Raw genomic sequence first — 21,923 nt, 5'->3', positions numbered from 1 at the left:
GACCGGGTATCGTCGAGGAACCATCGAGGAGGATCCATGCCGCTGGAAGGCGAGTACGAACCGAGCACGTCGAGTTGGGCGCGCAAGCAGGCTGAAGCGTTCGAGGCGTCGAACGGCGAGAAGTCGAACACCTTGAAGGGGATGCCGATCATCCTGCTCACCACGGTCGGGGCGAAGTCCGGCAAGCTCCGCAAGACCGCCCTCATGCGCGTCGAGCACGACGGCGAATACGCAGTAGTCGCTTCGCTCGGCGGTGCGCCGAAGCATCCGGTCTGGTATTGGAACGTGAAGAAGCACCCGCACGTCGAGCTGCAAGACGGCTCCGAGAAGCACGACTACGTCGCGCGCGAGCTCGAGGGCGACGAGCGCGAGACCTGGTGGGCGCGCGCCGTCGAGGCGTATCCCCCGTATGCCGACTACCAGACGAAGACCGATCGCCAGATCCCCGTCTTCCTGCTCACGCGCATCTGATCGGCAGCGGGCGGCGCGGCAGCGGGCGGGCGCGTCGGAGCCAGCCGACACGCGCTCAGGCGGGCGCGGCCGCGCCCGCCTGCGTCAGAGCCAGCGCATCGTGAACGCCCGCGCAAGCACCGCCCGCAGCGGCGGCACGGCGAGCGCCCGCACAGCCGCATTGCGCAGCCGGAGCCGCGCACCCGCCGCGGGCGCACCCATCGCCATATTGAACGCGGCCTGGCGCATGGCGCGCGCCGCCGCCGAACGCCGCACGCGCGCATAACGGGTGAAGGCCTCGAACGGCGCCCCCGCGTCGAGCGCGGCGGTCAGGTCGTGCTGGAGGGCGAGGGCGTCGAGCCATCCGAGGTTCATGCCCTGACCGCCGATGGGGCTGACCTCGTGCGCCGCGTCGCCGACGAGGGCGACACGGCCATGCGACATCCGCTCGGCCAGGTGCTGTCTCGCCTCGAACGCGGTCGGTGGCGAGACCGACGCCTGATCGAGCGCCTCGCCCGTGCGGCCGGCGACGATCGTCGCGAGCACACCGGCGTCGAGCCGCGCCGGCGGCCGCCGTACCCACGCGACCCAGCGGCGCTGCCGCCCGGGCATCGGAAAGGACTCGACCACTCCGGCGGGCTCGAAGTGCAGCAGGGCTGTCGCCGGCTCGTCGGTGTCGTCGTGGGCGTCGCCCATCACGTAGTGCGCCCGGCCCGGCCACGCGTTCCAGCCGATGTCGACGAGGCTCCGAATGCCGCTGCGCACCCCGTCTGCTCCGACCGCGTAGCGCGCCCGCACCGTGACCTCCTCGCCGCCGCGATCGGCCGTGACTTCGACGTGGGTGCCCCGGTCGCGGATGCCGCGCACCTCCGTCGCCTGTTCGAGTGCGCTCGGGGCGAGCTCGTCGAGCCGCCGTTCGAGCAGCGCCTCGGTCTCCAGCTGCGGCAGCGACCAGACCGTGCCGGCGCGGCTGAACGACATCACGCCGAGCGTGCGTCCCTCGCACGTCACCCTGCCATCCCGGATCTCGACGGCGGCGGCCCGCACCGCACCCCCGATGCCCACCGCGTCGAGGGCGTGCAACCCGGGCGGGTGGATGCCGATCGCCCGCGACGACCTCGCGTGCGCGCGCGGGGCACGACGTTCGAGCACGATCACGTCGCGGCGGCGCTGCGCGAGCAGGCACGCGAGGAGGAGCCCGACGGGCCCGCCGCCCACGATGACCACGTCGTGCATCTGGTCGACGGATGCCTCAGACATCCGTACCCCAGACGACCTCGAGCCGCGATGGGAACGCCCGCCGCACGGCCCACCCTTCGGGCAGCACGGCCGCGAGCTCGGCAGCGGTATGGCTGCGCCGGATCGACGTCAGCCCGTCGGGGCGAATGTACGAGCCGGCGAGCAGGTTGCCGGCGAACGGCAGCGTGCCGAGCCAGAAGCTCGCGTAGCCGAGCCGCGTGCGCTCGATGTCACCGTGGACGGCGATGCCGCCCGCGCCGAGCAGCAACTCGCTGTCGCGCAGCAGCGCTCCGAACTCGCGGCCGTCGAGGTGATGCAGCACGTGGTTCGACAGCACGAGATCGAAGTGCTCGCCCGCCTCGACGAGCTCACCGCTCGCGGCACGGCTGAGCGTCAGCCCCGGTGTCGGCGGTTGGGCCGAAGCCCACTCCATCGCCCGTGCGTCGGGGTCGATCGCCGTGATCTCGAGCTGCAGTCCGTCTTCGTCAGCCCAGCGCAGCAGGCGGCGCGGCAGGTCGGCGCTGCCCGAGCCGATATCGACGAGACGCGTGCCCCAGACGGGCGAGAGCCGCGGCCGCACCCACCGCCGGTACACCGCGCGCTCCCCCGACACCACCGCGTTGACGAGACGGAACCGCTCGTAGGTCTTCGTGAGCATCGCCGGGTCGGCGGCGGGGTCGTCCATGAGCTCCCGCGCCTCGGCATCGCGCGCATCGAGGCCGGCCGACCCTGGGAACACGACGGTCACACCCGAATGGTCATGAGCGCCGACTCGACGGTGATCCCCGGGCCGAACGCCATCGCCGCCACCCGATCGCCGTCGGCGGCCGCCTCGGAGTCGAGGATGTTCCGCAGCACGAAGAGCACGGTCGCGCTCGACATGTTGCCGTAGTCGCGCAGCGTCGCGCGCGCCGGCACGAGTTGCGCCTCGGTGAGCACGAGCCGCGACTCGACCTTGTCGAGGATCGACCGCCCGCCCGGGTGGATCGCCCAGTGTTCGACGGCTTCCGAAGACCCGTCGGTCGCGAGCGCCGACGTGAGCGCCTCGTCGTGCGCGAAGAGCGGCTCGAGAGCGCCCGTGATGTGGTCGTCGATGATCGCCGGGATCGCGTTGGAGAGCACCATCTCGAAGCCGTGGTCGCCGATCTTCCACGCCATGTCGCCTTCGCCGACGGGCGTGATGCGTGTGGCGAAGCGGTCGAGGTCGAACGCCCGCTCGCCGGGCGCGAGCGGGCGCGCGGTGACGATTCCCGAGCCGGCCCCGTCGGCGAAGAGCGACGACGCGACGATCGTGTCGGGGTCGTTCGAGGTGCGCAGATGCAGCGTGCAGAGCTCGACGGAGACGACGAGCACGACCGCCGAGGCATCCGCTTTCGCCAATTGCGACGCGATGCGCAGTGCCGGAATCGACGCGTAACACCCCATGAAGCCGAGGTGATAACGCTCGACGCCGGGATCGAGCCCCAGCTCGCGGGCGATCATGAAGTCGGGTCCGGGGGCGTAGAAGCCCGTGCACGAGACGGTGATGACATGCGTGATATCGGATGCCTCGATGCCCGGCACCGCCTCGATGGCCCTGCGGCCCGCTTCGACGTAGAGCGGCGTGGCCTGCTCGGCATAGATCTCGTTGCGCACCTTGGTGCCCGGGAAGAGGAGCTCGCCCGATTCGACGTCGAAGAAGACGGGCTCTTCGGGATGCGCGTTGAAGCTGAGCTCGTCGAGCACCGTGTGGCGGGTCTCGATGCCCGACACGTTGAACGAGGTGGCGACGATGCGCTGACCGAGACGGTTCAGCCCAGGCTGGGCCGCGAACACATCGCGCACCTCTGCTTGCACGAGAACAGTCGGTGGAACGACGGTCGAGACGCCCCTCAGGGTGACGGTCATGCCGCTGTGCATGCAGCCGAGCGGATGCCGCGACAGGACTCGGACGAGGCTCGCACGGTCACCCCAGCAGCTTCGCCTTGGCCGCGGCGAACTCGTCGTCGGTGAGGATGCCCTGCTCTTTCAGCGCGCCGAGTTTCGACAGCTCGCCGACGATGTCGGTGCCGCCGGCCGAAGCGGCCGGTGCAGCGGCGGCCTGTTGCGCCCCGACGCCCATCGCCGCCTGCTGCTGCGCCGCCGCGGCCTGGGCCGCTGCGTCGACCTGCGCCTGCTGTTGCTGGGCCTCGTACTGCTGCTGCTCGTACTGGTCTTGGGACTTCTGCTGTTGGCGACGCTGCATGCCGCCGCTGACCGCGGTGGCGGTTCCGGCGACGACTGCCGTGCGAGCGGCCATGCCGATCAGCCCCGGGCGTCCCATTCTTCTGAACGGCATCTTCCTACTCCTCTTCGGCTTCGGCGAGCGCGGCGTTCACGACGGGCGCGGGAATGCGTTCGGTCTGCAGCACGATGCCGCCCGCGGCGGCGAATTTCGAGGCGAGACGCTTCGCCCAGACGAGCTCGATCGCGAGCAGCGCACCCGAGGTGCCAGGCGGAATACCCTCGGCGAGCTCGGCGGCATCTTCATCGGCGACGAGGCCGATCGCCTCGAGCTCGACCGTGCCGAAGCCGTACTCGTCGCTCACGTCTGCGAACTCGGTGATCTTCACCGTGCCGTCTTCGGCCCGCGAGATCACGAGGAAGTCGAGCAACCTGATCTCGCCGCCCTCGATGAGCTCACGAATCGCCTCGAGGCTGCCTGCATCGGGGCGATCGCCCTCGAACCCCACGAGGTACAGGTCCACCGGACCGTATTCGAAATCCGCCATGATCTCCCCAATCCACGTGGTTGCAGACTACGCGCGCAGCACCCCGGGACGCCAGAGTCCAGCGGAATCCTCGGCGGACGACGAACATCGGGTCACGACACGTTCGGGTCGCCCGACAGCCGGCGGAGCGCACGCGTGTTCTCGTCGGGCTCCAGGAGCAGGGCCCGCACGAGCAGCGTGAGCGGGATGCAGAGGATCGCACCGATCGGCCCGATCACGAGAGTCCAGAACACGACCGAGAAGAAGGTCAACGTGAGGGTGAGGCCCACGGCGTCGCTCACGAACTTCGGCTGCACGAGCACTTGCAGCACGACGTTGATCAGGCTGTACGCGAGGACCACGACGAGCGCCAGCGGCCAGCCGCCGATGACGAGCGCGAGCACCGCGGGCGGGATGACGCCGATCACGAAGCCGATGTTCGGGATGAAGTTCGTGACGAACGCGAGGATCGCCCACACGATCGGGATCGGCACGCCGAGCGCCCAGAGCAGCAGGCCGTCGAGCACGGCGACGATGAGTCCGAACGTCGCGTTGACCACGTAGTACCGCCGCACGCTCGTGAAGTAGTGGGCGCCGATCACGTCGCCCGCCGCCGTGCCGAACACGCGGCCGCCGCCGCGGCTGAAGCGCGAGGCATCCGCTGCCATGAAGATGACGTAGGCGAGCACGAAGAAGAAGGCCGTCGCGGCGCCGAACACGGCATCGGCGACTCCCGCTGCGAACGTGAGCAGCACCTCGGGGTCGACGGCGGCGGCCGTCGAAGCGGCCGACACGCTCGTGATTCCGAGCGAGGTGAGCCAGTCGTAGATCGCCTGAACGGTCGCGGTCAGCTCGTCGGCGTAGTCGGGCAGCATCTCGATGAACTGCACGGATGCCACGACGAGCAGTACGCCGAGCACGGCGAGGATCAGGTAGGCGACGACGATCACGGCGGTTGTCGCGAGCCAGCGCGGCCAGCCGCGTCGCTCGAGCGGGCGGCGCACCGGGTGGGCGATGATCACCACGACCGCGGCGACCGCGGCGGGGGCCAGGATGTCGCGGGCGAACCAGATGCCGGCGAAGACGATCGCCGCGGCGGCGATCGTGAGCAGCATCCGCGTCCCGTGCGCGAGCCCCGCTCCCTGAGCGAGCGACTCGGGCTCAGCCGGCGACTCGGGCTCAGTGGCATCCGTCATCAGAAACTCCCGATTCCCTTGCCGATCACGACGACGCCGATGACGAGGAGCAGCACCGCCATGACCGTCGCGTTGTTGTGCACGAGCCACGCGCGGAGCGATTCGAGCGGGCCGCCCATCTTCTCGGCGGCGATGAGGTACGCGATCACGGGCACGGCGACGGTGCACGCGGCGATGATCGTGAAGATCACGACCGAGATCGTGATCTCACCGCCGCTCAGGCCGCCCGTGCCGATGATCACGCCCGCACCTGCAGCCATCAGCAGGTTCTTCGGGTTGACGGCTGCGAGCAGGAAGCCGAGCACACCCCCGCGCACCGTCGTCATCGAGTCGATCGCCGACATCCACTTCGGCAGCGCCGCCTCCTCTCCCAGCTTCGGCCGCCCGCGCCACTGCCGCAGGGCGAGCAAGAGCAGGCCGGCGCCGAGCAGCAGTTTGATGACACCGGAGATCGGCTTCGAGGCGTCGGCGTCCTGCTCGGGGATGATCGAGGCGAGCAGCGTGAACACGACGACCGCGACGACGATGCCGAGCACCCAGCCGATCAGGAAGCCGACGCTCGTTCCCTTCGCCTTCGGTGAGAGCAGCATGAGGATCGCCGCGATGATCGGGATCGGGCTGATCGCGATGCCGAGCGCGAGCGGCAGGATGCTTCCGATGACCTCGCCCATGTGTGTACTCCCTGTCTGGCGGCCACAGCCACCGTCGGTTACTGCTGCTGTTGCGATGCTCCCGCGAGCGCCGCGATGGCGGCACGGTTCGTGTCGAAGGTGCGGTGATCTCCGAGCAGGCCGAGGTGCATCAACCGGGCGCGTGCATCCGGCCGCACCCGGCTGAATGCGAGCTCGATGTCGCGCGCGGTCAACCATGCCTCGAGCGTCGTGAAGGCATCTGCGCCCGTGACGTCGACGTCGGTCACCGCCTCCATGTCGACGACGAGGTGGTGCACGGATGCTTCGGGCGCGGCCGTGATCGCTCGCTTGACCGCATCGGCGAACACCGATCCGTTGGCGAAGAAGAGCGGTGCGGCGAGGCGCACGACCATGACGCCGGGTGCCGTGACCTCACCCTTCGGTGCACCGACGAGCAGCGAATCGCTCGGCTCGCCGCTGCCGGCGAGTACGTCGATCGCGGGGTTCGCGGCTCGCTTGGCGAGGTTGACGAGCGCCAGGACGAACGCCACCAGGATGCCGGGGATCGAACCGACGAAGAGGGTGACGAGGAAGCACACCGCGCCGATGCCGAACTCGAAACGGTCGGCCTTCCAGAGAGCGATGAACTCCCTGATGCCGAGCAGCGGGAGGATCGCAACCCCGACGATGGCTCCGATCGCGGGCGACGGGATGTCGGCGAGCAGCGCCGTGCCGAAGAGCAGCAGGAGCAGGGTGCCGACGGCGAGCACGAGGGAAGGCAGCTGTGTGCGCGAACCAGCCTGGTCCATGGCCGCGGTTCGGGAGGTCGAGGATCCGACGGCGAAGCCGCCGCTCGCGCCCGCCGCGATGTTGCCGAGGCCGAAGGCGAAGAGATCGCGGTTCGGATTCGTCGGGTAGCCGTGCTTCTCGCCGTAGGAACGGGAGACGAGCAGGCCCTCGGCGGTCGAGACGAGCGTGAGCGCCATTGCCGACGGGATGAGCACGAGCCACATCGACCAATCGATGACGGGCCAGGTCAGGGCCGGCGGTCCGGCGGGCACTTCGCCGAGCACGGCGACGCCGGCCTCGTCGAGATTCGCCGCGACCACCACCACGGTGGCCAGCACCAAGACGACGAGCGCCCACGGCACCATTCGCGCGTAGCGCTTGCCGATGAGCAGCACCGCGACGGATACCGTCGCGATGAGCACCGACCACCCGTTGATGCTGCCGAGTCCCGTCACGAGGCCGACGAGCTTGTCGATGAACTCGCCGCCCGAGTCGATCTGCACGCCGAGCATCTTCGCGATCTGGCTGACCAGGATGTCGAGGGCGAGCCCGCCGACGAATCCCACGAGGATCGGCTTCGAGAGGAAGTTCGCGAGGAACCCGAGCTTGAACACCGCCAGCAGCAGGAACATGATGCCGCAGAGGATCGCCTGCGCGAGTGCGAGCGTCGCGTAGTCGGCGCTGCCCGCGACGGCGAGACCGCCGAGCGACGAGGCGACGAGCGCGGCCGCAGCGGCATCGGGCGAAGCGATGAGCTGTCGCGACGAGACGACCAGTGCGTAGACGATCGTCGGCACGATCAGCGCATAGAGACCCGCTGTCGCGGGCAACCCCGCGATCTGGGCGTAGCCGATGTTGAGCGGTATCGCGATGGCGAGAAGTGTGACGCCCGCGGTGAGCTCGCGGAACACGTTCCTACCGCGGAGCCCAACCAACGGTTTCTGCACCGGATCCCCCATTCCGTCTGCCCCGACCCTAGCGAGCGGATGTCCCGCGGCGCATCACCGGGTCCTCCCGCGTTTCATCGGGCCGTCTGAAGGAACGCGGTCAGTCAGCAGACGTGAGAGCAGTCGTGAACAAGGCGACATCCAACGCAGCAACAGGAAGAGCCGGCCGGTCTGTGGCACGGAGGCCGTCGAGCATGAGAGCCAGATACCGTCGCCACAGCTCGGGACGTGCATCGCTCATTTGGTACACGCTGTTGAGCATCGCGAAGATCGGGACGATGTCCATGACGGTGACTCCTTCGCGGAGGACTCCTGCCCCACTGGCCCGCTCGAACAGAGGACTCAGTGCGGCGATGAGTTTCTCACCGGTCTGCTCGTTGGGGCCGAAGCCGTCATGTCCGAGGAATGTCTCGCACAAGCCCCGATCCTGCGCCTGATTCGCCGCAGTGATCTCGAAGAAGGTCACGATCGCAAGCCACGGGTCGTCGATCTCCAGCGCCGTTTGCACGTCAGCCAATGCAGAATCGATTGCCGCGACGTACAAGGTCTCGATGATGTCTCGCTTGCTGGCGAAATTCCGGTAGATCGTGCCGACCCCGACCCCCGCATGCTTGGCGATGTCCTCCAGCGTTGCAGAGAGACCTCGTCGAGCGAACACTTCACGCGCCGCCTGCACAAGGCGGTCGTTATTCAGGGTCGCGTCTCTGCGCCTGACGCGCTCACGGGGTTCGTCGGAGGGCATCAATTCATTATCGTCTCATTGTCGTCATCGTCACCGATCGGCTCAGTATCGTCACCGATCGGCCACCACGACTGCCGCCTCATCGGCTCTTGCAAAGGCGCGCACCTGCTCGGCCAGCAGGTCGAGTTCGGCGGACACCGCGGGCGAGGCGGTACCGAGGGGTGCGGCCGCCGTGCTGCGCAGAAACCGGCCGAACATGGCCACGAGCACGCGCTCGGGCGCCGTGTGCAACGCGCTGAAGCCGAACGGGACCGGCCGCGTCGGCAGGGCCTTCAGGTTCTGCCTCATGAGCCGGATCATGTCGCGGATCGCGCTCGGGTCGCCGGCCAGAGCCTCGAGGCCGCCCGCAGTGTGCACCGCCTGCCCGAGCGGCACTTCGAACGCTGCGTGCGTCTTGAGCCAGGCATCCATCCGAGGCGCGGCCTTCGCGGTGAACCCCGCGGAGCGAAATGTCTGCACAATCCGTTCCAATCGCGGAGTGGTCCGGCCGTCGAGTTCGCCGATCGGCATCGAGACCAAACGGGTCAGCGGCGTGGTCCTCCGGTAACGGACTACCTCCGCATCCATGGTGCCGCCCTGATTGGCGAAACCGAGAAGCACCCGCTCCCGGCCGATCGCCGCGGCCCACGAGTCCGGGCCGGCCGCCCAGTTCACCATGAACAGCACGTCACCGTCGAGCCTGGCGAGCGACTCGAGCACAGCGTCCACCTGATGCGAGCGAACCAAGACGATGGTCAGGTCGTACCGACCGGCCGGCCGGTCGACCACGGGGACGGGGACCTGCCTGACGGCCGGGCTGTCGCCCTCTGCGAGCAGGACGCCATGCTCACGCAAGGCGGTCAGGCGCTCCCCTCGGGCGAGGAGCGAGACGTCGTGCCCGGCTTCATGCAGGCGGGCGGAGTACAAGCTCCCGAGCACGCCGGCACCGTACACGAGGACTCTCATGTGCCGCGAAGGCGCGGCGTGGCCGTTGACCGCATCTTCGGACGCCGAAGCCGGGTGCGTGTTCACGTCAGACAAGGAGACTCCTTCAGATCGCCAAGCGGAATAGATCATTCCGCTTCGACCGTACCTGAATCGGAATGCTCCATTCCGCGGAGGCGCACCGTTCCGTGAAGACGGCCAACGGTTTCTGCACCGGACGCCCCATTCCGTCTGCCCCGACCCTGGCGAGCGGATGTCCCGCGGCGCATCACCGGGTTCGCGGCGCTCGGCCGGCACCTGCCTCGGCGCCGTGCACATCGGGCTCGATGCGGAACTCTGGTGCCCACGTGACGAGCAACCACGCCGGCAGCACGACCACGCACAGGATCGGGAGCACGGCGACATCGCCGCAGACGGCGACCGCGAGGAACAGCGAGATCCAGCCGTCCCTGGTCACGACGAGCACGATGCCGAGCACGCCGCACGCCACAGCCAGACCGATCGGCATCGACGGGATGAGCACGTGGCCGAGGAGACCGAGTGCGACGCCGATGAACGTCGCGGGGAAGACGCGACCGCCTCGGAACAACGCGCTCGCCGCGATGAGCAGCGCGAGGATCTTGATGCCCGCGATCGCCGCGAGTTCGGCGCCGTCCAGCTCATCGGCCTGGTTCAGCAGCTCGCCCATCTGCGTGAGCCCCTTGAACATGGTGATCGGACCGCCGAGCATGCCGAGCAGTCCGAGCAGCACGCCGCCGACGGTGGGAATCAGCACGGGGTGGCGCAGTGCGTGCAGGGCACGGTAGATCCAGGGGAACGCGAACAGTGCTGCGAGCCCCACGATCGTCGCACCACACGCGACGAGGGCGCCGGTGGCGAGGTCCCAGGGTTCGATTCCGCCGATGGGCGGCAAGCTGAAGGCGAGCGGCGGTGCGCCGAGGAGATGCATCGTGATGGAACCGGCACCGGCCGCCGCGACCGGCAGGAAGAGACGATCCCAGAGCGACCCGCCCGACTTCAGCGCCGCCACGATGCCCGTGAAGACGAGCGCAGCGGCCACGGGCGTGCCGAACAGGGCGCCGATCGTGCCCGACGCAGCGAGCAGGGTCGTGAGCTGCGCGGGCACCTGCGGCATGAGCCGTGCGATCACCGCGACGAGGATCGCCGTGTTGATGGCGATGATCGGGTTCTCGGGGCCGAGGCTCACGCCGCCCGCGAGCCCGAGAATGGTGACGAGCGCGAGCCCCGGCAGGGTCGCGACCGGCAGCGGCGGCCCGACGAGCTCGGTCGTCGCCGAGTCGGGCCCGCCGTGCCCCGGCACGAATCGCAGCGCGAGCCCGACCGCGAGTCCGGTGACGGTGAGCACGAGCAGGATCCACCACCCCGAGGGGTCGACGCCGAGTGCGTCGGGCGCCGCCTCCCAGATCAGGCTCTGCAGCGCACCCGACACTCGATCGAGCGCCCACAGCACGAGCGCCGACACGATGCCGATGGCGAGCGCCGGCACGGCGAGGAGAAGCAGTCGCCGCGGCGACGCATCCGGATCCTTCGGCGGTAGGGCGAGTGTCATCGGTACGCCTCCCGCGGCCAGAGTATCGCTGTAGTCGGTCGAAGTATGGACGCGCCGAGCCATCAAGCGATAGGTTTCACCTCAGCGGCGCTCATGGGGGGCGCTCACCCCTTGAAAGGCTGCGCACATGAGTCTGTGGACAAATTTCTGGGATCTGATCTGGTGGTTCCTCTGGGTATTCGCGTTCATCGCCTACCTGTACGCGCTGTTCGCGATCATCGCCGACCTGTTCCGCGACCAGAAGCTGAACGGCTGGTGGAAGGCATTGTGGATCATTTTCCTCGTCTTCGTACCGTTCCTCACGGCGCTGGTCTACCTCATCGCCCGCGGCAACGGCATGGCCGAGCGCGCGCAGAAGGACTACAGGCAGGCCGAAGCCGCGACCCAGGAGTACATCCGTCAGACAGCCGGGGCCCACAGCCCTGCAGATGAGATCGCGAAGGCCAAGGCCCTCCTCGACTCGGGCACCATCACCCAGCAGGAGTACGAACTGCTGAAGGCCAAGGCGCTCGCGCACCCCACGCAGAACGCCTGATCGCAGACGACAGCTGAGAGGGTCGGATGCTTCGGCATTCGACCCTCTTCGCGTCTCCGTCTTCGGTGGTCGAGCCCGCCGCGGCAGAGCCCGCCGAAGCTCACTTGCTGGTTGAGCCTGTCGAAACCACCGGAACGAGCACCTCCGAGACCGGCACCGCCGCGACATCCGTCACCGCGTGCCTGTGAGTGACGGCCGAGTTGCGGAGGAAGACGATGATCCAGCTGAAGATCAGCACCGCAGCGACGAGTTCGACGGCGGTGAGGTTGTAGTACCCGGTCGTGAAGAACACGGCGAGCACGACGATCACGCCGACGTAGACGTATCCGAGCAGGATGAACACCTTCGGCATCGACCGGATGAACCAGCGCAACCCGATCACGAGCACCGCGAAGGCGATCGTCATGCCCGTCGCGACGGTGTTGTGCAGAATGAAGAACTGGTCGACCGGGAAGATTCCGACGCATCCGAGGAAGATGCCCATGAGGATCATGCCGACTCGCACGATGTTGCGACCACGCACCTCTGCGGGCGTCGTCGTCGGCACGGCCGCCGTCGCGTACCGGGCGATCGTCGTGACGATCACGCCCGCGATGATGAGCGTCATGTTGAATGCGAGCGCCGAGACATCGTTCGTCATTCCGAGCGCGCTCAGGTTCTGCTGCCACCACAGTGGATTGCTCGAGCTGAGCATGCTCGCGAGCGCACCGACGACGAGGAACAGGGCGAGCACGAACGACAGCAGCATCGGCGTGAGGTGGGCGGCGGAGAGGAACACCGCGTAGGCGGTGACCGCCATGCCGACCCCGGCGAGCACCGCGCCGGGGAACGTGAAGACGACCGCGCCCTGGAAGCTGCGTTCGAGCAGGTCGGCGAGACCGACCCAGCCGAGGAGCGCGATGAACGCATGGGCGAGAGCGACCGCCGTGAGATCGAACCAGTGGATGCGCGCCCCGGGTGCGTCCAGGCCGGGCAGCTTCGCCTCGGGAAGACCCGCCGCGCTGCGCGTGCGCAGGGCCAGACGGCCGAGCACGAACGCGACGAGCGTGGCGATCGCGGCGCCGATGCCGACGAACTCGCCGAGAGATCCCCGGCCGGCGATCTCCAGGTCGCGACCGAGGAAGGCGAGCCACGCGACGAGACCGCCGACGAGGAAGGTGGCGGCGCCGATGAGCAGGGCGATCGACTCGAGCGATTCGGCATTGGCCGCCGGATGCCGCAGCACACGGGGGATCGACGACGGTTCGTGAGTGATGTTCGCGGTGTCTCGGCTCACGTGCTCAGCTTGCCATGATCCACCCGCCGGTCGAGGAGCGACGCAGGAGCGTCACCTCGTTGGTCGAGGAGCGACGCAGGAGCGTATCGAGACCCGTCACCAGGTCTCGATACGGCGCTGGCGCGCCTACTCGACCAGCGGTGGGCGGCGCTGCGCGCCTACTCGACCAGCGGTGGGCGGCGCAGGCGCGTCACCTCGTTGGTCGAGTAGCGACGCAGGAGCGTATCGAGACCCGTCACCAGGTCTCGATACGGCGCTGGCGCGCCTACTCGACCAGCGGTGGGCGGCGCTGGCGCGCCTCCTCGGCCAACGAGCGCGTCAGCCCTTGATCGGGTCGAGCACCTCGAGCATCGAGCCCTGCACGAACCCGGCCCACTCGTATGCGGCGCGCAGGTAGTCGTCGCGCGTCTCGTCGGACTCCGCCTCGTCTTCGTCGACGATGCCGACCCGCTCGGCGAGGATGAGGCGCAGGTCGGTGAGGAACGTCAGCCAGCCCCACGCCTCCGACTGGTCGAGCTCGATCTGCACGAGCCCGCCCTGTTCATCGACGGCGGTCGCGTCGCGCACGCGCTGGGCCGCCTGGCGCTTGCCGTCGACGAGGTTGTCGCGGGTGTAGCGGGTGAAGTCGTGCGCCGCGGCCGCGTCGTCGGGGTAGGCGTCGGGCAGCAGCCGGCCGAGCGCCGGGTCATCGGCTTCGCCGAGCAGCAGCACCGAGTCGACCTGGTCGGCGAGCTCGGAGAGGAGCATCGCCTCTTCGATTTCGAGCACGATGCGAACGCCCTCGCCGCCGCCGAGGCCCGCGACGATCACGGCTCGTCTTTCGCGACGGTCGCCTGCAGACCGTAGCCGTGCATCGCCTGCGCGTGCCGCTCCATGGCCTCGCGGTTGCCGGTCGCCACGATCGCCCTGCCCTCGGTGTGCACGAGCAGCATGAGGCGTTCGGCCTCCTCACGGGGGAACCCGAAGTAGCTGCGGAACACGTAGCTGACGTACGTCATGAGGTTCACGGGGTCATCCCACACGATCGTGCGCCACGGCACCTCGGCCGTGGCACGCACGACGCGATCGGTGTCGAGTTGCTCGATGGTGGTCGTCATTGCTCAAGCCTGACACGATGCGGCGATGCCCGCATCCCGCAGGTAGCGTCGAATGGTGACTGAACGTATCGATATCGCCGTCGTCGGGCTCGGAGCCCTCGGATCCTCCGCGCTCTGGCGCCTCGCCGAACGCGGGGTGAAGGTCGTCGGCTTCGAACGATTCCCCGTGGCGCACGCGCTCGGGTCGACGCACGGTGCCACCCGACTCTTCCGCGAGGCGTGCCTCGAGCACTCGGGACTCACCCCGATCGCCCAGCTCTCACGATCGTTGTTCCGCGAGCTCGAAGGGCACTCCGGCGAGGAGCTGCTGCGCATCACCGGCGGGGTCATGATCGGCGACGAGCGATCCGATGTCGTGGCGGGCACGCGCGCCGCGGCATCCGCTCATTCGCTCGCCCTCGAACTCATCGACGCGGCCGAGATCTCGCGCCGGTTCCCGCAGCAGGCGGGCATCCGAGCTTCGGATGTCGCCGTGCTCGACCCCGGCGCCGGGGTCGCGTTCCCCGAGCCGACGGTGCGCGCGGCCATTGCGCGGGCGCAGGCGCTCGGTGCGCGGGTGCTCGAGCGCACGCATGTCGTCGCGGTCGAGCCCGGGTCCGACGGCGTGCGGGTGCGCACCGAGGAGGGCGAGTGGCTCGCCGATCGGGTCGTGCTCACCGAGGGCGCCTGGCTCGCGGAGGCGGTGCCGGAGTTGTCGCTGCATCCCATCCGCACGCCGATGACGTGGTTCACGCCGGCCGACGGCCGCTCGGCGAGCGAGTCCGGCTACGGCCTCGACGACTTCCCGGTCTTCGTGCGCCAGCTCTCGGCGAGCGACGTGCTCTGGGGCCACGGCGCCGTCGGCGATGTCGCGGGCGACGTGCTCGGCGGCCTCGTGAAGGCCGGAGTCGGCGACATCTGGACGGAGCGACCGCCGCGGCTCGAGCCCGACCGCATGGATCGCGGCGTCACGCGCGCCGACTGGCAGCACGTCGCCCGTCTGCTCGAGGCCGCACTGCCCGCCATCGACCCCGTGCCCGCGCGCGTCGACCCGTGCATGATCACGCTCTCGCCCGACGACCAGTTCGTCGTCGGAGTCTCGCCGACCGACCCGCGCATCGTCGTCGGCGGCGGCGACAGCGGGCACGCGTTCAAGCACGCACCCGCGCTCGGCGAACTGCTCGCTCGCGCCGCGCTCGGTGAGGATCAGCCGGTGGAGACCGACTTCATCGATCCCTCGCGCTTCTCGCGCTGACTCGCGGCCGTCGCGAGGCGGTGACCGTGAACTTCGCGTTGCGCGCGATCTGCCGGGTCGGCCCGACGACGCGTTCGAGGAGCGGCCGGTAGCGCAGGTGCGAATTCCACACGCACCAGAGCTCGCCATCCGGGGCGAGCACGCGCGCGGCGTCGGCGAAGAGGTGGGCGGCGATGCCGGTCGAGATCGCCGCATCGCTGTGGAACGGCGGGTTCAGCACGATGAGCGGCTCGCTCGCATCGGCGAGGGATTCGAGGCCGTCGGCCTGCTCGACGCGCACACGATCAGCCACCCCGTTCGCCTCGGCGGTCAGCCGAGCGGATGCCGCGGCCGCCGCCGAGCGATCGGTCGCCGTCACCCGCAGCGCGGGTCGCGCTCGCGCGAGCCACGCTGCCACCACGCCCGTGCCGCACGCGAGATCGACGGCGGTCGCGGCATCCGGAACCGCATCGCCCAGTTGCTCGAGCAGGAACCGCGTGCCGATGTCGATGCCGGTGCCCGCGAAGACTCCGCCGTACGCGACGACCACGAGGCCGACGTCGTCATGACACGTGCGTCGCGGCCAGTCGGCATCCATTGGTCGACGAGACCCCGCGACCTGGTCTCCATCGGCACCCGTCGGTCGAGTAGGCGCGCCAGCGGCGTATCGAGACCCCGCGACCTGGTTTCGATACGCTCCGTCGCTCCTCGACCGACGTGGCTCGCGCGCGATGAGCACCCGCGACTTCTGGCGTGCATGACTCACGTCCAGCCGCTCGAAGTGCCGTGTGAGCACCTCGTTCATCGCGAGCGACATGTGCTTGATGCGACCGCCGGCGACGACCACGACGTCGCGATGAGCATTCGCCGCGATGAGCTCCGCCAGTTCGTCGAGCCGGTCGAGCGAGCGCGGCAATCGCAACACCACGAGGCGTGCGCCCTCGAAGAGCTCGGCGCCGAGCGGCATCGACTGCGACGCACCCTCGAGCCGCAGTCGACGGGCGTTCTCGGCGAGTGCCCGCTCGCCCGTGATGAGGTCCTGATGCACGCGGATGCCGCGGCCTCCCGCGTCCGCCACGGCGAGCGCGAGCGCCCCGTACAGGTCGTCGACGACGACGATCTCCCCCGGCCCCGCCGGGCCGATGAACTCCGCGGCTTCATCGAGGATCAGCCGGTCCGCGGCATCCGAAGCCTCGAGCCCTGGGCCCTCGACGTCGGGGTGGCGCCGCAGTGCGCGGAAGTCGAAGGGCATCCGTCAAGGGTACGCGGGCGTCCATGAAACCCGCGCGCCCGGTCACGAACGGCATTGCTGGGTGCGGTTGTCGGCGGGGTTTGCTACTCTCGGTGCCGCATGCAGGACGCACGAGCCCGGGGACGACGGGCGGCGCGACACGGAGTCGCGACGCCAGTGACGCGTACCCCGCCAACCGCGCCCACCCCGCGCACCGCCCACTCGTCATCGCGCCCGCCGCGTCGCTCGCTCGCCGCAGCCGCCGTGCTCTCGGTGATCGGGCTGCTCGCCGGCCTCGCCCTGGCCCCCTCGTCGCAGCCCGGAGGCGTGCTTCCCTTCGCCGCCGCGAACGCGCCGCAACTGGGCGACGTGCAAACGCTCGACGTCGCAGCGGATGTCACGGGGCCGGCGATCTCGCACGAGTCCTACGTCGCGACCACGGGCGAGCAGACACTCGTGCTGGGTGGCACGAACGTGGACTGGGCCAAGCTCGTGCTCATCGAAGGCGAGTGGCCGGTCAGCGAAGAGAACATCACGTTCATGATGCGCTGGATGCGTCAGGAGAACGGCGCCGACAACTGGTGGAACCGCAACAACCCGCTGAACAACGGACAGGGTTCGGGCGGCGGCGCAGGACTCGGCAGCTACGCCACCCTCATGGAGGCCGCCTTCTACGCCGCGCAGAACCTGCAGTCGGGCCGCTACCCCGACGTCGATGCCGCCCTCGGTCGCGGCGACTCGGCCGACGCGACCGCGCAGGCGATCTGGGCCTCGGCGTGGGCGTCGAGCCACTACGGCAACGGCACCCACTGGAGCTCGCGGCCCTATGAGGTCATCGAAGCGCCCGCCTCGGCGTGGGGGCGCTGAGCGTCTAGAGCAACCAGTGCGGCGGTCATCCGCGTTCCAGCGGCCGCCACACGACGACGGCGTTCTCGCGTCGCATGCGAGTGCCGGCTCGAAGCGAGACGACTTCTCCGGCAGACCCCGCGGCGAAGACGCGGCGCCCCGGACGGTTCAGCATCTCGTCGGCGAGCGCCCCTTCGAGTTCGCGCACGCGCGCCTGCAGCATGATCACCTCGTCTTCGAGGCCGAGCACCCGGCGGATGCCCTCGAGGCTCACACCCTCGCTCGAGAGTTGCGCGATCTCGCGCAACTGCGCGACATCGCGCATCGAGTAGCGCCGCGACTTGCCCGCGGTGCGGGTGGGTGAAACGAGACCGAGTCGGTCGTACTGGCGCAGGGTCTGGGGGTGCATGCTCGCGAGTTCAGCGGCGACCGAGATGACGAACAGCGGGCTCGTCTCGTTCATCTCCACCGACTATGCCTTCGCCTTCGAGAGCAGCTCGTCGCGAGGGTTCTCGTCGGGCAGCAGCGCGGCGAACTCCGCGAGTTTCTCCTCGGCGTCTTTCGAGAGGTGCGAGGGCACCGCGATCTGCACGACCGCGAGCAGGTCTCCTGTGCCTTTGGCGGTCTGCACGCCGCGGCCCTTGACGCGCAGCACGCGCCCGCTCGGGGTTCCGGGTGCGACACGCAGCTTGACGGGGTCGCCCCCGAGGGTGGGCACTTGGATGGTCGCGCCGAGCGCGGCCTCGGCGAAGGTCACCGGCACGTTGACCCGAAGGTTCAGGCCGTCGCGCTCGAACACGGGATGTTTGCGCACACTCACGGTGAGCACGAGGTCTCCGGGATCGCCACCGTCGGGCGACGGATGGCCCTTGCCGCGGAGCTTGATCTTCTGGCCGTCGGCGACACCGGCGGGGATTCGCACGGTGATCGGATTGCCGTCGGAGGTCTGCAGGGTGATCTGCTCGCCCTTGGTGGCGGTGACGAAATCGAGGGTCGTCGACGCCGCGACATCCCGACCCCTCGACGGGCCGCCCTGACCGCGGTAGCCGCCGCTCGGCTGGCCGAACCGGCCACCGCCGAAGAGCCCGCCGAGCAGGTCGTCGTAGTCGCCGCCCTGCTGGAAGGTGTACGACTGGCTGCGGCCCCCGCCGCCCTGGCCGAACATGCCGCCGAAGACGTCTTCGAAGCCGCCCGCGTCGCCGGCGTTGCCGGGCGCGGTGAACCGAGCGCCCGAGCCCATCGCGCGAACCGCGTCGTACTCTTTGCGCTGCTCGGGATCGGAGAGCACCGAGTGTGCTTCGCTGATCTCCTTGAACTTCGCCTCGGCCGCGGCATCACCCGCGTTGGAGTCGGGGTGGTACTTGCGTGCGAGCTTGCGGTACGTCTTCTTCAGCTCTGCATCGCTCACGTCTTTGGAGACGCCGAGCACCTTGTAGAAGTCCTTGTCGAACCAATCCTGACTGGCCATCGGCACCCCCTCTTCTGAAATCTAGTCGTGTGTGTCGGTCGTGTCGGCCGTTTGCGGCCCATCCGTTGGTCGAGTAGGCCGCCTGCGGCCCATCCGTTGGTCGAGTAGGCCGCCTGCGGCCCATCCGTTGGTCGAGTAGGCCGCCTGCGGCCGTATCGAGACCCGATGACCAGGTCTCGATGCGCTCCTTCGTCGCCCACTCGACCAACGGGTACGGGCTACTGCGGCGTCTTCACGACGACCTTCGCCGCGCGAAGCAGCGTGCCGCCGAGCGTGTAGCCCGTTTCGACGACGTCGGCGACCGTGTCGGTCTCGACTTCGTCGGAAGGCTGCTGGAAGATCGCCTCGTGCCGCTGCGGGTCGAACGGCTCGCCGACCTCGCCGAACGCGGTGAGGCCGAGCTTCTCGATCGAGCCGCGCAGCTTCGCCGCGATGGTCGCGAACGGAGCGTCGCCCTCGAGGTCACCGTGCTTCTCGGCACGGTCGAGGTCGTCGAGCACGGGCAGCAGCACGGCCACCGCCGCGCCCACCGCACGCTCCCGCTCGACCTCTCGGTTCGCCTCGGTGCGCTTGCGGTAGTTGGCGTACTCGGCCGTGATGCGTTTGAGGTCGGCGAGGTGCTCGTCGCTCGGCTCCTGAACCTCGGCCTGCGCCGCGTTCAGGATGTCGTCGACCGTGAGCACCTCTTCGTCTTCGCCTGCAGCGGATGCCGCGGCATCCGTCGTCTCGATGTCGGGCCCCTCGGCCTGGATGAACTCGTCATCCAGACCGTCGGGCTCGTTCTCGTGCTGGTCGGACATGGCTACTTCTTCTCTTCGTCGTCGTCGATGACTTCGGCGTCGACCACGTCTTCGTCAGAGGACTGGTCGCTCTCGGCGCCCGACGCGTTCGAGTCTTCACCGGCAGCGGAGCTCGCGTCGGCCTGCTGGCCCTGCGCGTAGATCGCCTCACCGAGCTTGCCCTGCGATGCGTTGAGCTTCTCGAACGCACTCTTCACGGCCCCGTCGTCGTCGCCGGCGAGCGCCGACTTCAACGCATCGACATCGCCCTGCACCTCGGACTTGACATCAGCGGGGAGCTTGTCGTCGTTGTCTGTGATGAGCTTCTCGATCGAGTAGACGAGCTGCTCGGCCTGGTTGCGGGTCTCGGCCGACTCGCGACGCGCCTTGTCTTCGGCGGCGTGCTCTTCAGCCTCGCGCACCATGCGGTCGATGTCGTCTTTCGGAAGGCTCGAGCCGCCCGAGATCGTCATGCGCTGCTCTTTGCCGGTGCCCTTGTCTTTCGCAGACACGTGCACGATGCCGTTGGCGTCGATGTCGAACGTGACCTCGATCTGCGGGATGCCCCGCGGCGCCGGCGCGATGCCGGTGAGCTCGAAGGTGCCGAGCGGCTTGTTGTCGCGGGTGAACTCGCGCTCGCCCTGGAAGACCTGGATCGCGACCGACGGCTGGTTGTCGTCGGCGGTCGTGAAGGTCTCGCTGCGCTTCGTGGGAATGGCGGTGTTGCGCTCGATGAGCTTCGTCATGATGCCGCCCTTGGTCTCGATGCCGAGGCTGAGGGGGGTGACGTCGATGAGCAGCACGTCTTTGCGCTCGCCCTTGAGGACGCCCGCCTGGAGTGCCGCGCCGACGGCGACGACCTCATCGGGGTTGACGCCCTTGTTGGGCTCCTGCCCGGTCTCTTTCTTGACGAGCTCGCTGACCGCGGGCATGCGCGTCGAACCACCGACGAGCACGACGTGCGCGATGTCGGAGAGCTTGACGCCGGCCTCGCGGATGACGTCTTCGAACGGCTTCTTGGTGCGGTCGAGCAGGTCACTCGTCATGTTCTCGAACTCGGCACGCGTGAGCGTCTCGTCGAGGTTGGCGGGGCCGTTCTCGGTGAGCGAGAGGTAGGGCAGCTGGATCGAGGTCTTCATGTTCGAAGACAGCTCTTTCTTGGCCTGCTCTGCGGCCTCCTTCAGGCGCTGCTTGGCGATCTTGTCGTTCGAGACGTCGACGCCGGTGGTCTCCTTGAACTTCTTGATGAGCCAGTCGACGATGCGCTGGTCCCAGTCGTCGCCGCCGAGGCGGTTGTCGCCCGCGGTCGACTTGACCTGGATCGTCGAGAAGTCGTCGTCTTTGCCCACCTCGAGCAGGGACACGTCGAACGTGCCGCCACCGAGGTCGAAGACCAGGATGAGCTCGTCTTCCTTGCCCTTGTCGAGGCCGTAGGCGAGCGCGGCCGCGGTGGGCTCGTTGATGATGCGCAGCACGTTGAGGCCCGCGATCTCACCGGCCTCTTTGGTGGCCTGGCGCTCGGCGTCGTTGAAGTACGCGGGCACGGTGATGACCGCGTCGGTGACGGTGTCGCCGAGGTACTGCTCGGCGTCGCGCTTCAGCTTCTGCAGGATGCGCGCCGAGATCTCTTGCGGCGTGTACCGCTTGCCGTCGATCTCGTCGGTCTTCCAGTCGGTGCCCATGTGGCGCTTGACCGAAGCGATGGTGCGGTCGACGTTGGTGACCGCCTGGCGCTTCGCGGTCTCACCGACGAGCACCTCGCCGTCTTTCGTGAATGCGACGACCGACGGAGTGGTGCGAAGACCTTCCGCGTTGGCGATGACTGTGGGCTCGCCGCCCTCGAGGACCGCGACGACCGAGTTGGTGGTGCCGAGGTCGATTCCTACTGCACGTGACATGTGTTTCTCCTTCTCTCCACCCGCCGACCGAGTGGCGTGCGACGCCGTCGCACGCATATCGAGACCCGCGGGCCGGATGCCGGTTCGACCCTTGCCGGCCCGCAACCGAAGTACGTGTGACAAGACTTGAGCCCTGCCGACTCAAGCTTCGCAGCCCCTCGGGAACGTGTCAAGTCGAGGGTGGGGAAACTTGAGTGTACTTGGCTCAACTCTCTGTCGACGTCCAGTATTCCTCGGCGGCGGCGATCGATTCCTCGAATCCGGCGATCGGCTTCTCGATCCCGGTGATCGGCTTCTCGATCCCGGCGATCGGCCTCGGGGTCGCGCAATGCCGGAATGTGCAGGAGACTTGCGTCACCTGT

The 21,923-nt window shown here is 68.7% G+C and carries 23 protein-coding genes; 4 read left to right on the top strand and 19 right to left on the bottom strand.

Translation table 11 applies throughout. The annotated features are described in order from the left end of the window. The first annotated feature begins 36 nt into the window (after nucleotides 1–36). Nucleotides 37–471 (top strand): nitroreductase family deazaflavin-dependent oxidoreductase, encoded by a 435-nt coding sequence (locus AC1C2S_RS09045; protein WP_495352186.1) that lies wholly within the window; start codon nucleotides 37–39, stop codon nucleotides 469–471. 84 nt (nucleotides 472–555) lie between these two features. On the opposite strand, the gene AC1C2S_RS09040 is transcribed toward AC1C2S_RS09045, so the two are convergent. The 11 genes from AC1C2S_RS09040 to AC1C2S_RS08990 form a co-directional block, all read right to left on the bottom strand. Beyond that, nucleotides 556–1,710 carry an FAD-dependent oxidoreductase gene (locus tag AC1C2S_RS09040; RefSeq protein ID WP_495352185.1) on the bottom strand — a complete coding sequence of 385 codons (1,155 nt, stop codon included), beginning with the start codon at nucleotides 1,708–1,710 and terminating at the stop codon, nucleotides 556–558. Further along, nucleotides 1,703–2,437, bottom strand: a complete 735-nt coding sequence (locus tag AC1C2S_RS09035) for a methyltransferase domain-containing protein (protein WP_495352184.1) — start codon at nucleotides 2,435–2,437, stop codon at nucleotides 1,703–1,705. Before AC1C2S_RS09035 ends, AC1C2S_RS09040 begins: the two co-directional genes overlap by 8 nt. Further along, a complete protein-coding gene (locus AC1C2S_RS09030; RefSeq protein WP_495352183.1) occupies nucleotides 2,434–3,576 on the bottom strand; it encodes a type III polyketide synthase in 1,143 nt (380 codons plus the stop codon). The genes AC1C2S_RS09035 and AC1C2S_RS09030 overlap by 4 nt, the downstream gene beginning before the upstream one ends. 58 nt (nucleotides 3,577–3,634) lie before the next feature. Next, on the bottom strand, nucleotides 3,635–4,006 hold the full coding sequence (locus AC1C2S_RS09025; protein WP_495352182.1) for an SHOCT domain-containing protein: 372 nt from the start codon (nucleotides 4,004–4,006) through the stop codon (nucleotides 3,635–3,637). Nucleotides 4,007–4,010: 4 nt separating this feature from the next. Beyond that, on the bottom strand, nucleotides 4,011–4,439 hold the full coding sequence (locus AC1C2S_RS09020) for a DUF6325 family protein (protein WP_495352181.1): 429 nt from the start codon (nucleotides 4,437–4,439) through the stop codon (nucleotides 4,011–4,013). A 92-nt stretch (nucleotides 4,440–4,531) separates the two neighbouring features. Next, the gene (locus AC1C2S_RS09015; protein WP_495352180.1) at nucleotides 4,532–5,614 is read right to left on the bottom strand and encodes an AI-2E family transporter; all 1,083 of its coding nucleotides are present in this window, start codon (nucleotides 5,612–5,614) and stop codon (nucleotides 4,532–4,534) included. After that, the gene (locus AC1C2S_RS09010; RefSeq protein WP_495352179.1) at nucleotides 5,614–6,285 is read right to left on the bottom strand and encodes a GAP family protein; all 672 of its coding nucleotides are present in this window, start codon (nucleotides 6,283–6,285) and stop codon (nucleotides 5,614–5,616) included. The genes AC1C2S_RS09015 and AC1C2S_RS09010 overlap by 1 nt, the downstream gene beginning before the upstream one ends. Nucleotides 6,286–6,323: 38 nt before the next feature. Beyond that, nucleotides 6,324–7,946 (bottom strand): SulP family inorganic anion transporter, encoded by a 1,623-nt coding sequence (locus AC1C2S_RS09005; RefSeq protein ID WP_495352178.1) that lies wholly within the window; start codon nucleotides 7,944–7,946, stop codon nucleotides 6,324–6,326. 136 nt (nucleotides 7,947–8,082) lie between these two features. Then, nucleotides 8,083–8,724: a TetR/AcrR family transcriptional regulator gene (locus AC1C2S_RS09000; protein WP_495352177.1), complete on the bottom strand. Its 642-nt coding sequence runs from the start codon at nucleotides 8,722–8,724 to the stop codon at nucleotides 8,083–8,085. 51 nt (nucleotides 8,725–8,775) lie between these two features. Further along, nucleotides 8,776–9,657, bottom strand: a complete 882-nt coding sequence (locus AC1C2S_RS08995) for a ketopantoate reductase family protein (RefSeq protein WP_495352176.1) — start codon at nucleotides 9,655–9,657, stop codon at nucleotides 8,776–8,778. 259 nt (nucleotides 9,658–9,916) lie between these two features. After that, on the bottom strand, nucleotides 9,917–11,218 hold the full coding sequence (locus AC1C2S_RS08990; protein WP_495352175.1) for an ion channel protein: 1,302 nt from the start codon (nucleotides 11,216–11,218) through the stop codon (nucleotides 9,917–9,919). A gap of 127 nt (nucleotides 11,219–11,345) precedes the next feature. Between AC1C2S_RS08990 and AC1C2S_RS08985 the strand changes: the two genes are divergently transcribed. Next, nucleotides 11,346–11,753, top strand: a complete 408-nt coding sequence (locus AC1C2S_RS08985; RefSeq protein WP_495352174.1) for an SHOCT domain-containing protein — start codon at nucleotides 11,346–11,348, stop codon at nucleotides 11,751–11,753. A gap of 100 nt (nucleotides 11,754–11,853) precedes the next feature. Here AC1C2S_RS08985 and AC1C2S_RS08980 read toward each other — a convergent pair whose 3' ends face one another. From AC1C2S_RS08980 to clpS, 3 genes are all read right to left on the bottom strand, one after another. Then, on the bottom strand, nucleotides 11,854–13,029 hold the full coding sequence (locus AC1C2S_RS08980; protein ID WP_495352173.1) for a DUF998 domain-containing protein: 1,176 nt from the start codon (nucleotides 13,027–13,029) through the stop codon (nucleotides 11,854–11,856). 318 nt (nucleotides 13,030–13,347) lie between these two features. Next, nucleotides 13,348–13,839, bottom strand: coding sequence for a DUF2017 family protein (locus AC1C2S_RS08975; RefSeq protein ID WP_495352172.1), 492 nt, complete (start codon nucleotides 13,837–13,839; stop codon nucleotides 13,348–13,350). Then, on the bottom strand, nucleotides 13,836–14,126 hold the full coding sequence (clpS, locus tag AC1C2S_RS08970) for an ATP-dependent Clp protease adapter ClpS (RefSeq protein ID WP_495352171.1): 291 nt from the start codon (nucleotides 14,124–14,126) through the stop codon (nucleotides 13,836–13,838). Before clpS ends, AC1C2S_RS08975 begins: the two co-directional genes overlap by 4 nt. A 55-nt stretch (nucleotides 14,127–14,181) precedes the next feature. Here clpS and solA point away from each other — a divergent pair, with 55 nt between their 5' ends. After that, nucleotides 14,182–15,360: an N-methyl-L-tryptophan oxidase gene (gene solA, locus AC1C2S_RS08965; protein WP_495352170.1), complete on the top strand. Its 1,179-nt coding sequence runs from the start codon at nucleotides 14,182–14,184 to the stop codon at nucleotides 15,358–15,360. Here the strand turns inward: solA and AC1C2S_RS08960 are convergent. Beyond that, nucleotides 15,332–16,591, bottom strand: coding sequence for a class I SAM-dependent methyltransferase (locus tag AC1C2S_RS08960; RefSeq protein ID WP_495352169.1), 1,260 nt, complete (start codon nucleotides 16,589–16,591; stop codon nucleotides 15,332–15,334). The genes solA and AC1C2S_RS08960 overlap by 29 nt on opposite strands. A 156-nt stretch (nucleotides 16,592–16,747) precedes the next feature. On the opposite strand from AC1C2S_RS08960, the gene AC1C2S_RS08955 reads away from it, so the two are divergent. Beyond that, entirely contained in the window at nucleotides 16,748–17,437 is a 690-nt protein-coding gene (locus AC1C2S_RS08955) for a hypothetical protein (RefSeq protein ID WP_495352168.1), read from the top strand. A gap of 25 nt (nucleotides 17,438–17,462) precedes the next feature. Here the strand turns inward: AC1C2S_RS08955 and AC1C2S_RS08950 are convergent, their stop codons facing one another. The 4 genes from AC1C2S_RS08950 to dnaK form a co-directional block, all read right to left on the bottom strand. After that, entirely contained in the window at nucleotides 17,463–17,879 is a 417-nt protein-coding gene (locus tag AC1C2S_RS08950) for a heat shock protein transcriptional repressor HspR (RefSeq protein WP_495352167.1), read from the bottom strand. A 9-nt stretch (nucleotides 17,880–17,888) separates the two neighbouring features. Next, a complete protein-coding gene (locus AC1C2S_RS08945) occupies nucleotides 17,889–18,884 on the bottom strand; it encodes a DnaJ C-terminal domain-containing protein (RefSeq protein ID WP_495352166.1) in 996 nt (331 codons plus the stop codon). A gap of 218 nt (nucleotides 18,885–19,102) precedes the next feature. After that, nucleotides 19,103–19,684, bottom strand: a complete 582-nt coding sequence (locus tag AC1C2S_RS08940) for a nucleotide exchange factor GrpE (RefSeq protein WP_495352165.1) — start codon at nucleotides 19,682–19,684, stop codon at nucleotides 19,103–19,105. A gap of 2 nt (nucleotides 19,685–19,686) precedes the next feature. Beyond that, a complete protein-coding gene (dnaK, locus tag AC1C2S_RS08935; protein ID WP_495352164.1) occupies nucleotides 19,687–21,561 on the bottom strand; it encodes a molecular chaperone DnaK in 1,875 nt (624 codons plus the stop codon). Nucleotides 21,562–21,923: the final 362 nt, after the last annotated feature.

The sequence above is a fragment of the Agromyces sp. Y782 genome (assembly GCF_059445405.1).
This window is presented reverse-complemented; position numbering and strand designations above follow the sequence as displayed.